The sequence below is a fragment of the Rothia sp. HMSC058E10 genome (genome assembly GCF_001809415.1).
Lineage (GTDB): Bacteria > Actinomycetota > Actinomycetes > Actinomycetales > Micrococcaceae > Rothia > Rothia dentocariosa.
On sequence record NZ_KV797612.1, the window covers coordinates 23,800 to 36,100 of the forward strand.

Below are 12,301 nucleotides of genomic sequence, written 5' to 3' on the forward strand. Positions count from 1 at the left end.
TGTGTATCTTGATCATCTTTCGCTTCTTGATTACCGCACCTACCCCCTTCTCAACCTACCGCTGAGCGCCGGAGTTACCGTTTTTTTAGGGCCTAACGGTGTTGGAAAAACCAATATTATTGAGGCTATCGACTACACCGCGAATCTTTCCTCGCACCGCGTAAGCCATGATGGTCCGCTCGTGCGGGTGGGCGCATCCCGAGCCTATATTCGTGTGCGCACGGTGCGCGGTTCACAACAAACGGTCACCGAATTCGAGATAGCACCCGGGGCGAGCAATCGGGTGCGCATCAATCGAGCCGCTCCCGTGCGCGCCCGTGAAGCCCTAGGGATTACGCGCACCGTGTTGTTCTCGCCCGAAGATTTGCAGCTCGTCAAGGGTGAACCCGCGGGGCGACGTCGTTTTATTGATGATTTAGCGGTTTCGCTGCGACCCGTTGTTGCCGGGTACCGTCAGGAATACGAACGCATTTTGCGCCAGCGCAATTCGCTGTTGAAAACATTGCAGCGCCGCGGTTCCTTGGCGGCAGACGATGAAAACGCGATGCATACCCTTGATGTGTGGTCGGAACAATTGGCTCAGCTAGGGGCACAGCTCCTCGCAGCACGATTTCGTGTTCTATGGCTTCTGCTTCCCCACTTGAGGCGCGCCTACACCGGGCTGACCGATGGGTCAAAGGACATCTCATTTACCTACGATTCGACGGTTTTTCCCGAGATCACTGAGCGAGGGCTCGAACATGTTTCGCGTATGAGCATCGACGACATTAAAGATGCGATGGCGCAGCGCTTACGCGAGCGCCGTACCGCCGAACTGGAGCGCGGGGTGACTCTGGTGGGACCGCATCGGGACGATATAACGCTGCTTTTGGGTGGGTTAGCTGTTAAACAATTTGCCTCTCACGGGGAAAGCTGGTCGGTTGCGCTTTCTTTGCGGTTGGCTTCCTGGTTTGTACATCGTGCCGACGACGATTCCCCCGGGTCCTCCCCCATTCTTATTCTTGACGATGTTTTTGCCGAACTAGATTCAGAACGACGTCACCGTCTCGGTGCTTTAGTAGCCCAGGCAGAACAGGTTTTGCTCACCAGCGCCGTGCTGAGCGATATTCCCGAGGAACTGGGGACGTACCGCTTAGTGCGGGTGAGTGCCGCTCACGCCGAATATGCGCCCGAAACTACAGACGCACCGCAGACTGAGGATTTGTCCTCATGAGCGAGAAACTCTGGGATGACGGTGAGGAAATAGGCATTCAACCGTCGAATCATGAAGAATCTTCACTTGATCCCGAGCAAGAATACTATCGTGATGAGGTCGATGCCCCCGCCGCCATAGTAGAACGAATGCGCGCCGCCGCAGCAGCCCGCGGCGAGGGGCGACTCAACGCATTCTCTGCAAAGAAGATTCTTCGTGAATTTGGCTCTGCCATGAGCGCCGAACCGGGACAGCGGAAAACTCGCGCCCAGCGGGTCGATATGCGCGTGTTGGGCGGCTATACCGCCTCTGGAGAAGATTCTCGCGATCCGAAGCTGCTTGACGGCGTGATCTCGTACCTGATTCGTTCTCGTGGGTGGAAAGAGCCCGTGGCGGTCTCCAGTGTTATGGCGCGATGGAGTGAACTTGTTGGGCCCGAACTTGCCACGCATGCTAAACCCACGCGCTTTGAGAATGCCGTGGTCGATGTGCAGTGTGATTCGACCGCTTGGGCAACGCAGCTTAGGCTCATGCGTAATCAGATTGTGCAGATGTTCGCGCGTGAGCTTGGTGAAGGCGTGGTGGCGAACATCCGTATTTACGGGCCGAATAACGGGCGCTGGGCATCGCGCGGTCCTAAACGGGCACCGGGAGGCCGAGGGGTACGAGACACTTACGGATAACCCGCTTATTTGACACTTTTGCGTCATAAGGGCCTAAATCGCCGGAAACGAAGATAACGGTACGGTATATATCCCCCACCGCATACCGGGGTGAGTATGCTCAGAAAAGCCTTAGAAGGCTGTATATTCGAAATAAGCCGTTCCACACCCTTCAAAATATGGGCGTAAAGTCGTGAAATTCGGTAGAATAGTAGAGAATATGCTGATGCTGCGCTCATCTAGGTGCAGCGGTGATACATCACCGGGCATGAGATCTACCCCAAGGAGTTACGCACTCGTGACATCTGAACAACCCCATGAATACGGCGCATCTGACATTACCGTTTTGGAGGGTCTGGAAGCGGTTCGTAAACGTCCCGGTATGTATATCGGCTCGACAACTGAACGCGGTCTACACCATCTGGTTTACGAGGTGGTCGATAACTCCGTAGATGAGGCGCTCGCAGGCTACGCAAGTCATATTGAAGTTACAATTCAGGCCGATGGTGGCGTGCGCGTTCAAGATGATGGCCGCGGTATTCCCGTGGATGAGCATCCAACTGAGCATAAATCCACGGTCGAGGTCGTTATGACTGTTCTTCACGCTGGCGGTAAATTCGGCGGCGGCGGATATGCCGTTTCCGGTGGTTTGCACGGCGTGGGTATTTCTGTCGTTAATGCGCTCTCGAAAAAGGTTATAACCGAAGTCCACCGTCAGGGTTATTCCTGGCACATTTCTTTTGCTAACGGTGGTATTCCTGATGGTCCCCTGCGCCGCGGTAAAGCCTCTCAGAAGACCGGTACTATTCAGACGTTCTACCCTGATCCCGAGATTTTTGAGACCGTTGAGTTTGATTTTGAGACTCTGCGTGCCAGGTTCCAGCAGATGGCGTTCCTGAACAAGGGACTGACAATTTCTCTCACCGATGAGCGTGATCAATTTGAGGGGGGCGACGAGGTCGCCGAAGAAGAGGATGAGAAAGATAAAGTTCTCCCTCTCAACCGTGTAGGTGCAAACGCTGAAGGACACCGCACGGTCACCTATCGTTACGATAATGGTCTTTTCGATTACGTGCACTTCCTCAACGCAGGCTCAAAAACCGTTATCAACGAAGATATTATCTACTTTGAGGCTGAGGACACCGTGCGCCATATGGCGCTTGAGGTGGCTATGCAATGGACCGGGTCGTATAAAGAGTCGGTGCACTCCTATGCGAATACGATCAACACTCACGAAGGCGGCACTCACGAAGAAGGTTTCCGTGCTGCGCTGACTTCCCTGGTGAATCGTTATGCTCGCGAAAATAAACTGCTGCGGGATAAAGACGATAACCTCACCGGTGAAGACGTGCGTGAGGGTCTGACTGCGGTTATTTCGATTAAGATTTCCGAGCCGCAGTTCGAAGGGCAGACGAAGACGAAGCTCGGTAACTCCGAGGCAAAATCCTTTACCCAGCGCGAGATCAACGATCATATGGCCGATTGGTTCGATCGTAACCCCGCTGTTGCCAAGGATGTGGTGCGCCGCGCTATTACGGCGGCACAGGCACGTATGGCGGCACGTAAAGCGCGAGAGACGACTCGGCGTAAGGGACTGCTGGAAACCAGTTCGATGCCCGGAAAACTCAAAGACTGTGCTTCAAAGGATCCGTCGATCTCCGAAATTTATCTGGTGGAGGGTGATTCCGCAGGCGGTTCGGCAGTGCAGGGGCGCGATCCAAACAGCCAAGCTATTTTGCCGCTGCGCGGTAAGATTCTCAACGTGGAGCGTGCCCGCCTCGATCGAGCCCTTTCCAATGCTGAGATTCAGGCTATGATTACGGCTTTCGGTACCGGTATTGGCGACGATTTCGACCTGGAGAAGGCTCGCTACCACAAGATCGTTCTTATGGCCGATGCCGATGTGGACGGCCAGCATATCACCACCCTATTGCTAACCCTGCTCTTCCGCTTTATGCGCCCGCTCATTGAAGCCGGATATGTGTATTTGGCACAGCCTCCGTTGTACCGCATCAAGTGGTCGAACGCTCCGCACGATTATGTGTTCTCTGATGCCGAGCGAGATGAGGCTCTGGCACGCGGCCAGGCAAAGAATCAGCGTTTGCCTAAAGACAATGGCATTCAGCGTTACAAGGGTCTTGGCGAGATGGATTATACCGAGCTGTGGGATACCACGATGGATCCTCAACGCCGTACCCTGCTTCAGGTGAAGATGGAGGATGCGGCTGCAGCCGATCAGATCTTCTCGGTTCTGATGGGTGAGGATGTAGAAGCCCGCCGCGACTTTATTCAGCAGAACGCCAAGGACATTCGATTCCTCGATATCTAAAGAGTTTGGCATATAGCCAGTTGGCTATATTTCCCAAACGGAATATAAGCGAGAGAGTCACAGAGGAACGGAAAAACTCATGAGTGAAGAAAACCAAAGCGAAAACCCAGATATCGAGGTCACCACAAATAGTGGTGAGATTGTGCTTGACGATCCCCACGGTCATATTGAACAGGTAGATCTGCAGACCGAGATGCAGCGTTCCTACTTGGACTATGCAATGGCGGTTATTATCGGTCGCGCCCTGCCCGATGTGCGTGATGGACTCAAGCCTGTGCATCGTCGCGTCATCTACGCGATGTATGACGGCGGGTATCGACCCGATCGTGCCTTCAATAAGTGCGCTCGCGTGGTGGGCGATGTGATGGGTCAATTCCACCCCCACGGCGACAGTGCCATTTACGATACCCTTGTACGCCTGATCCAGAGCTGGATTATGCGCTATCCTCTGGCGCTTGGTCAGGGTAACTTCGGGTCCCCCGGTAATGACGGCGCTGCGGCTCCGCGTTATACCGAGACGAAGATGGCACCTATCGCCTTGGAAATGGTGCGTGACATCAATGAAGATACCGTCGATTTTCAGCCTAACTATGACGGTAAATCGCTTGAGCCCACGGTATTGCCGGCGCGCATCCCGAACCTTCTGGTGAACGGTTCCTCAGGTATCGCTGTGGGTATGGCAACCAATATTCCTCCGCATAATCTGCGTGAAGTTGCCGCAGGTGTGGAATGGTTCCTGAAGAACCCGAACGCCACGAATGAAGAGCTTCTGAGCGCCCTCATGGAGCGTATTAAGGGACCGGACTTCCCCACCGGTGCCACCATTTTGGGTACCAAGGGTATTGAGGATGCTTACCGCACCGGCCGCGGTTCCATTACGATGCGCGCGGTCGTCAATGTCGAAGAGATCCACGGGCGCACTTGCCTTGTGGTGACCGAGCTGCCGTACCAGGCAAACCCCGATAACCTGGCGATTAAGATTGCCGATCTCATCAAGGAAGGTAAAGTCACCGGAATTTCCGATCTGCGTGATGAAACCTCAGGCCGTACCGGTCAGCGCCTCGTGATTGTGCTCAAACGCGATGCCGTGCCCAAGGTTGTACTCAACAACCTGTATAAGCACACACAGCTGCAGGAGAACTTCTCTGCCAATATGCTGGCGATTGTGGATGGCGTACCGCGTACTCTCTCACTTGATGCCTTCATTCGCCACTGGGTAAACCACCAGATGGACGTGATTGTACGTCGTACTCGGTACCGTCTGCGCCAGGCTGAGGAAGAAGCACATATTCTGCGCGGTCTGCTCAAGGCTCTGGACGCTCTGGATGAGGTTATTGCACTTATCCGCCGCTCCCCCACAGCCGATGAAGCTCGTTCGGCCTTGATGGACTTCCTGGATATTGATGAAGCGCAGGCTCAGGCAATTCTGAATATGCAGCTTCGTCGTCTGGCGGCTCTGGAACGCCAGAAGATTCAGGATCGCCACGACGAGCTGCAGCGCCTCATTTCGGAATACAACGCGATTATTGCCTCTGAAGACCGCCAGCGCGAGATTATTTCCGAGGAACTGGGCGAGATCGTGAATCGTTACGGTGATGACCGCCGTACCGAGATTCTGCGCGGTTTCAACGGCGATATGTCGATGGAAGACCTTATTCCTGAGGAAGAAGTTGTCGTGACGATTACCCGCGGCGGATACATCAAACGCACCCGCAGCGACCAGTACCGCAGCCAGCATCGCGGCGGTAAGGGTATTCGAGGCGCTCAGCTGCGCGGCGATGATGTTGTGGAACATTTCTTCGTGACCACCACGCACAGCTGGATTCTGTTCTTCACCAATTTGGGGCGCGTATATCGCACCAAGGGCTATGAACTGCAAGAGGCCGGGCGTGATGCCAAGGGACAACATTTGGCGAACCTCTTGGAATTCCAGCCGGATGAGCATATTGCCCAGGTCATGGACCTGAAGACCTATGAGGATGCCGAGTACCTGGTTCTTGCCACGAAGGGTGGATTGGTCAAGAAATCTCGCCTGAGCGACTACGATACGAACCGTACCGCCGGTCTAATCGCGATTAACCTGCGTGACGATGACGAAGTGGTCTCTGCGTTCCTCGTCTCCCCCGAAGATGATATTCTGCTGATTTCGCGCAATGGTATGTCGTTGCGCTTCCACGCTAACAATGAGTCTCTGCGTCCTATGGGGCGCTCGACTTCGGGCGTGACCGGCATGAAGTTCCGTGACGGTGATGAACTGATCTCGGCACAGGTTGTTATCCCTGAGTCCTTCGTGTTCGTCGTGACCGAGGGCGGATACGCCAAGCGTACTCATGTTGAGGGATATCGCGTTCAGGGTCGTAACGGTTTCGGTATTAAGGTTGCTAAGCTTGTGGAAGGTCGTGGCGCTCTTGTGGGTGGCCTGATCGTATCTGAGAACGATGAGGTGCTCGTGGTGATGCAGAGCGGTAAAGTTGTTCGCACCAATGTGAGCGAAGTTCCTGCCAAGGGACGCGACACTATGGGCGTTATCTTTGCGAAGCCGGGTAAGGGCGATAGCATTATTGGTATTGCTCGTAACCAAGATCGCCAGCTAGATGAACAGAAAGAAGACGACGCTGAGGTGGAAGCCACAGAAGAATCTGTGATAAATTCCGAGGTGGTGGATACGCAAGAAAATACGCCAACCACCGCATCCACCGATGTAGACGGAGGTAACTAATGAGCGCAAACCCACAGGGGTCGGCTCCAGGAAAACAAACGGCACCCGCAGCACAGGGATCCCCTGCGGGCGGTACGAATGCTTCTAACCGGCAAAGCAACGCATCTAAGCCTGGTGGTTCATCACAGCAGCGTCCTGCGAAGCGTCCCGCCAACGGCGCGCGTCCTAAGAATAAGGGACAACGACGCCAGTCTATCCGCCCGGTTCCACGCTCACGTATTCGCCGCGCTCGTCTGGTGGTTCAGCGAATTGATACCTGGTCGGTTGCGAAGATGGTCTTCCTGCTCTCTATGGCTCTGGGCATTGTGACCATTGTGGCTTCGGTAATCCTCTGGCTTTTCTTGCAGGCCTCGGGTGCTTTTACTGGCGTGAACCAGATCTTAACCTCCATGGGTACCGGTAACACTAATATTGATATTACCCAGATGGTCAATATCGGTCAGGTGGCTTTGGCAACGACTATTCTGTCGGTCATTAACACCGTTATCTTCACGCTTTTGAGTATGATCGGCGCAATTTTGTATAACTTGGCCGCTAAGCTCGTGGGTGGTATTACGCTGACCCTCAGCGACGAATCATAAGATAGTCCTGAGTATCTAAAACCGCCGTCTTTGTGCGTTATCGACCGGGGTGAGTATCGGAGTGATACTCCCCCGGTTTTCTGGTTTTATGGGGTTTCTCCCTGTGTTGTAATGCACATCTAAGAGATTTGGCAACAGGGTAAAACATCTGTATAGTTATATTTCGTTCTTGCGGAGAATTCCGCCGGAATGGGAGGGCGTATAGCTCAGGCGGTTAGAGCGCTTCGCTGATAACGAAGAGGTCCCAAGTTCAAGTCTTGGTACGCCCACTCTCCATGACGAAAGGTTGCTATGAAAAAGCTCTTTGTTCTTGCGGCTGTCTCGATCGTGGCATTTCTGGGCTTCAAAAAGGTTCAGTCGCAGCAGGTTCGTCAGGCCTGGCAGGAATCTACAGATTCCATTTAGAACTTCATAGCGATTTTCCGCTAATGCGGGGGCGTGGCGCAATTGGTAGCGCATCTGCTTTGCAAGCAGAGGGTTAGGGGTTCGAGTCCCCTCGCCTCCACGTTTCGGTGATTATAGTGAGAGGGAAACGCCTGGTTCCATTCCGAACCCAGTAGCTAAGCCTCTTTGCGCTGATGGTACTGCACTTTGATGGGTGTGGGAGAGTAGGTTGTCGCCGGACTAGTTTTAGAAAAGGACCCCGAGCATAGAACTCGGGGTCCTTTGTTTCATTACCAAAATGCCGCTGAATTCTCTCAAATATGTAGTGTTCCTAGATAGAATTACAAACCTTATAATCGCGCTGCGTCATAAATCCTCGCATCTACATGAACAGTAGATGAACACGTGTTATACATGAGGAGACCTGCTGTTGGGGAGAATCTTAGGAAACGCTATAAACCACAGAAAACCATGGAAAAGGCTCGTGATATATGGTGGATTTATTATTCGTATATCCTTTATTTCTCGGGTTTTTAGGTCAAGATGAGGCATTGTAGCCCACAGGCATTGTGTTGGTTTATGTTGTTTTAAGTGTTATTTCGTTTCGGGGAAGAATACTTTAGATTTTACGCGAGACATTCCATAATCAAAATGTGACTACTGAACTTATCATCCTCGTGATTGTGGTGTTGACGGCACTGGCCTTCGACTTCACAAACGGCTTTCACGATACCGGAAACGCGATGGCGACCTCCATCGCTACCGGTGCGCTTAAGCCTAAGACAGCGGTGGCGTTGTCAGCATCGCTGAACCTAGTGGGTGCCTTTCTATCCGTTGAGGTTGCTAAAACCGTCGGTAAAGGGCTGGTAAACCTTGACAGGATTGATATCAGTACCAACGGCGCCGATCTTATGTTGATCGTCTTTACCGGCCTTGTAGGCGGTATTCTCTGGAATGTGCTGACCTGGCTTTTTGGGCTTCCCTCCAGTTCTTCCCACGCTCTTTTCGGTGGTTTGATCGGTTCCGCGCTTGCCGCTATGGGGCTCAATGGTGTGCAGTGGGAAGGCGTTGTTTCCAAGATCGTAATTCCCGCCGTGATGTCCCCGGTTGTGGCGGCTCTTGTTTCTACGGTGGGTACATGGTTGGTCTATCGCGTCGCCTCGCCGGTATCTGACGATAAGAAGACCAATGGATTCCGTTGGGGTCAGGTGGGTACCGCATCCCTTATGTCCTTGGCGCACGGCACCAACGATGCGCAGAAAACTATGGGCGTGATCTTCCTAGCCCTAGTTGCTTCCGGTACCGTAAAAAACGACGATGCTATTCCGTTCTGGGTCAAAGCATCTTGTGCCATAGCCATTGCCTTGGGTACCTACCTGGGTGGCTGGCGTATTATCCGCACTCTGGGTAAGGGCATTGTGGAAGTTGATACCCCGCAGGGCGTAGCCGCCGACGGAGCATCCGCAGCAATTATTCTGACCTCCTCGCACTTTGGTATGGCACTTTCGACCACCCATGTTGCTACCGGCTCAATTCTGGGTACCGGTTTGGGTCGTAAAGGCGCAGAAGTGCGCTGGGGTGTTGCCGGGCGTATGGTGATTGCCTGGGTTATTACTCTTCCCGCCGCATCCGCTATCGGTGCTATTACATGGCTGATTGGTACGGGACTAAACAACCTGACGAACACTCATTACGTGGGTGAATTGGTTGTCTTCTTGATCCTGCTGGCCTTTAGTATCTGGATGTGGCGCCATTCCCAGAAGGATGTTGTGGACGCATCGAACGTAACCGCCGACTGGAACGACAGCAAGAATGACAGCAAGGCAGAGGAGACTCAGGACGAAACTCTTGAGAGTCGCCAAAGCGATGATCAAGACATTCCTGAATTATCCTCTCCGGCACGTGAAAAGGCGGGTGCATAATGTCTCTTTTCGAATTGTTTGAAAAGATCGTCCCTGTTGTTCTTGCTGGGCTTTTCTTAGGTGCCGGTTTGCCAGCACTCTACGCCTTTGGAATGCGCTTGCTGGCGGGGGATACCGAGTACACGGCAGACGGTAAACTTATCGAGATTCAGCCTCCTAGTCGCGGTTCAAAGATTGCCGCGAGCGTTGTATTTGCTATCATCATAGGAATTGTGTTTATTGGCATTCTGTGGGTCGCCAAAGATTTCATCTTCCATACTTTTGGGTGGAATATCTTTGGTGTGACCGGTGGAGGTCACTAAATACATGCTTGAAGATAGATATGATGAACGTATAGAGGAGGTATCCGATGCCGGATAAAAACATCATCTCGCGTGTTGTTGACTGGCTCAGTGTCGGTTACCCGAAGGACGTTCCTGTTCAAGACCGTGCAGCGGTTATGGCAATTTTGAAAATGCGTTTGACTGACGAACAGCTTCAAGAAGTTGTGCGTCGTCTTATGCAGTCGCGTGCCGCTCGCGGCGAGGCGTATGTAAGTGACCAACGCATTAACGAATATATTCGTCGTGTGGTAGACCATACACCAACCCCTCAAGATATTGACCGAGTCGCCAAAATTTTAGGTGCACACGGTTTCTTAATATCGGAGACTCACGTAAATGACGGTACTGAGATCGAGGGGCATCCTGAATATGTCACCTATGATGACCCCACTACCGGGGAAATCCGTATTGCCGAACTTGCGGCAGCCGATGTGACACTCCAGAACGAGGCACTTGAACAAAATAACGCCGGGCAGCATGAAGAAGAGACTCAAAAAGCTGAATCTGCCTAGGATAATCCGAAGACAAAGCTGTGGGGCGAGAATTGCAGTAATTCTTGCCCCACAGCTTTAAGTGTTTATGGTGCGCATACTAATCTGCCTGAACGTAATCTCATGTGATGTGAAGCGGATGAGACAGTCCTGATGAGTTCTTCTGCGATGGTATTGGGTATTCTGGGAGTAGAGATAAAAACGTAGAATCTCACTCACCGGTGAAAGGAATATCGTAATGTCGCAGAACGCGGAAAATAACGATGTTGCACACAAAGATGCTCAGTCTAGCGGATGGAAGAAATATGTTCCTCAGCGTGTGAATTCTCTGAGCAGGCGCTCGCTTTTGCTGACGGCGGGATGCATCGTGGCTGCCGACGTTGTTGCGATGATGCCCCAATTTGCCCGTGCCGGAATATTAGGCGATGAGGCGGCGGCGACTGTTTCGCGGAGGAAACAGCTTGAAAAATGGGAGCGCGATATTCGAGAGAATATTGACGGAACCTATCTCAAGGTCGAAGAATTTACGATTCAGGGTCGGAACAAGGACGATAACTCCGAGGATGATCTTGAACTTATTGGGCGTATCTCGATAACGAGTCGTGGGCGACAAGATTCTGCCGGTACCGCACGTGCTCTTTCGGCCTTGTGGGAATATGGACACCCCGAGTCCATTACTCTTGAACCCTCGGATAATGAAGCAGCTATGACCATTCCTTCCCCACAAGGAATATCCGAAGCTGAGTGGGGAACAATTCTTGGGGTTTCAGTACCTCGCTATGCTGTTGATACGTTGAGCATTCAAAAAGATAACGATTCGAATACCCTTGACGTCGATGCAAGCCTCACGAAGGGCGCATGGAACAAGATCAAGGAAAATCTGCGAACCCTGCAAAACGCGCAGTTCTCGCAGGGAATGCGAGTGCAATATACCGTGCAGCGCAATAAACTTCAGGTTCCTTCGGGTGCTACTGCGGATATTTCAATTCAGGTTTTGGGCGCCGAGCGTTTGAATCTGATAACTATGGCGCTTCAGGATGCTATGGAGACCCAGGAATTCAATAACTTGAAGAGCTTCACGGCACGCTGGATGGACGATACCTCAGGAAAAAGCAGCAGCCGTAAGTCGGGTGAGAAGGACAGTCTGATTATTGTTATTGATGGAAATCCCGAAGATCTCGTCGATGTGGCTCAAACGTATATGCGTGAACAGAGGGTTACGCTGGAGGGGCTCAAAGAAATGCACATTCGTGTGAAGGAAACAATTTTTAGGGGTCTGTAAATCTTGTGATGTACTTCTCATAAGAAACGCTCTGCTGGATTTGCTTACGTTATAAAAAGTAGTTTATAGTAGTAGAGCACCGCGGGGGCGTGGCGCAATTGGTAGCGCATCTGCTTTGCAAGCAGAGGGTTAGGGGTTCGAGTCCCCTCGCCTCCACGTTTCGGTGATTATAGTGAGAGGGAAACGCCTGGTTCCATTCCGAACCCAGTAGCTAAGCCTCTTTGCGCTGATGGTACTGCACTTTGATGGGTGTGGGAGAGTAGGTTGTCGCCGGACTAGTTTTCCGAAGAGGCCTCAGACATGACGTCTGAGGCCTCTTTGTTTTGTTATATCTGCCTGCTTGCTGCATATATAAAACGGGCTAATGGTCAGAATGCATGTCTGCACGATACCGAACCTACTAGCCTTCTGCTGTG

At 52.4% G+C, this 12,301-nt stretch carries 10 protein-coding genes, 3 tRNA genes and 2 rRNA genes; all 15 read left to right on the forward strand.

Going from position 1 to position 12,301, the window contains the following annotated elements; genetic code table 11:
• Position 1 precedes the first annotated feature (1 nt).
• Positions 2-1,213, forward strand: coding sequence for a DNA replication/repair protein RecF (recF, locus tag HMPREF2609_RS01180; protein WP_070534547.1), 1,212 nt, complete (start codon positions 2-4; stop codon positions 1,211-1,213).
• The gene (locus HMPREF2609_RS01185) at positions 1,210-1,875 is read left to right on the forward strand and encodes a DciA family protein (protein WP_083296666.1); all 666 of its coding nucleotides are present in this window, start codon (positions 1,210-1,212) and stop codon (positions 1,873-1,875) included. Before recF ends, HMPREF2609_RS01185 begins: the two co-directional genes overlap by 4 nt.
• Positions 1,876-2,122: 247 nt before the next feature.
• Entirely contained in the window at positions 2,123-4,183 is a 2,061-nt protein-coding gene (gyrB, locus tag HMPREF2609_RS01190) for a DNA topoisomerase (ATP-hydrolyzing) subunit B (protein WP_179958860.1), read from the forward strand.
• Positions 4,184-4,262: 79 nt separating this feature from the next.
• Positions 4,263-6,902, forward strand: coding sequence for a DNA gyrase subunit A (gene gyrA / locus HMPREF2609_RS01195; RefSeq protein ID WP_013398147.1), 2,640 nt, complete (start codon positions 4,263-4,265; stop codon positions 6,900-6,902).
• Positions 6,902-7,483 carry a DUF3566 domain-containing protein gene (locus HMPREF2609_RS01200; RefSeq protein WP_070534549.1) on the forward strand — a complete coding sequence of 194 codons (582 nt, stop codon included), beginning with the start codon at positions 6,902-6,904 and terminating at the stop codon, positions 7,481-7,483. Before gyrA ends, HMPREF2609_RS01200 begins: the two co-directional genes overlap by 1 nt.
• 195 nt (positions 7,484-7,678) lie before the next feature.
• Positions 7,679-7,752: transfer RNA gene (locus HMPREF2609_RS01205), tRNA-Ile, on the forward strand.
• Between the two features lie 22 nt (positions 7,753-7,774).
• Complete coding sequence (locus HMPREF2609_RS10740) at positions 7,775-7,888, forward strand: DUF2648 domain-containing protein (protein WP_115333524.1); 114 nt, start codon at positions 7,775-7,777, stop codon at positions 7,886-7,888.
• Between the two features lie 27 nt (positions 7,889-7,915).
• Positions 7,916-7,988, forward strand: a tRNA-Ala gene (locus HMPREF2609_RS01210).
• Between the two features lie 3 nt (positions 7,989-7,991).
• A 5S ribosomal RNA gene (gene rrf / locus HMPREF2609_RS01215) occupies positions 7,992-8,108 on the forward strand.
• A 412-nt stretch (positions 8,109-8,520) separates the two neighbouring features.
• A complete protein-coding gene (locus HMPREF2609_RS01220; protein WP_070534551.1) occupies positions 8,521-9,789 on the forward strand; it encodes an inorganic phosphate transporter in 1,269 nt (422 codons plus the stop codon).
• The gene (locus tag HMPREF2609_RS01225) at positions 9,789-10,091 is read left to right on the forward strand and encodes a hypothetical protein (RefSeq protein ID WP_004005921.1); all 303 of its coding nucleotides are present in this window, start codon (positions 9,789-9,791) and stop codon (positions 10,089-10,091) included. The genes HMPREF2609_RS01220 and HMPREF2609_RS01225 overlap by 1 nt, the downstream gene beginning before the upstream one ends.
• Positions 10,092-10,138: 47 nt before the next feature.
• Entirely contained in the window at positions 10,139-10,624 is a 486-nt protein-coding gene (locus HMPREF2609_RS01230; RefSeq protein WP_004005920.1) for a DUF3349 domain-containing protein, read from the forward strand.
• A 217-nt stretch (positions 10,625-10,841) separates the two neighbouring features.
• The gene (locus HMPREF2609_RS01235; RefSeq protein WP_070534553.1) at positions 10,842-11,885 is read left to right on the forward strand and encodes a Tat (twin-arginine translocation) pathway signal sequence; all 1,044 of its coding nucleotides are present in this window, start codon (positions 10,842-10,844) and stop codon (positions 11,883-11,885) included.
• A gap of 83 nt (positions 11,886-11,968) precedes the next feature.
• Positions 11,969-12,041, forward strand: a tRNA-Ala gene (locus HMPREF2609_RS01240).
• 3 nt (positions 12,042-12,044) lie between these two features.
• Positions 12,045-12,161, forward strand: a 5S ribosomal RNA gene (gene rrf, locus HMPREF2609_RS01245).
• Positions 12,162-12,301 lie beyond the last annotated feature (140 nt).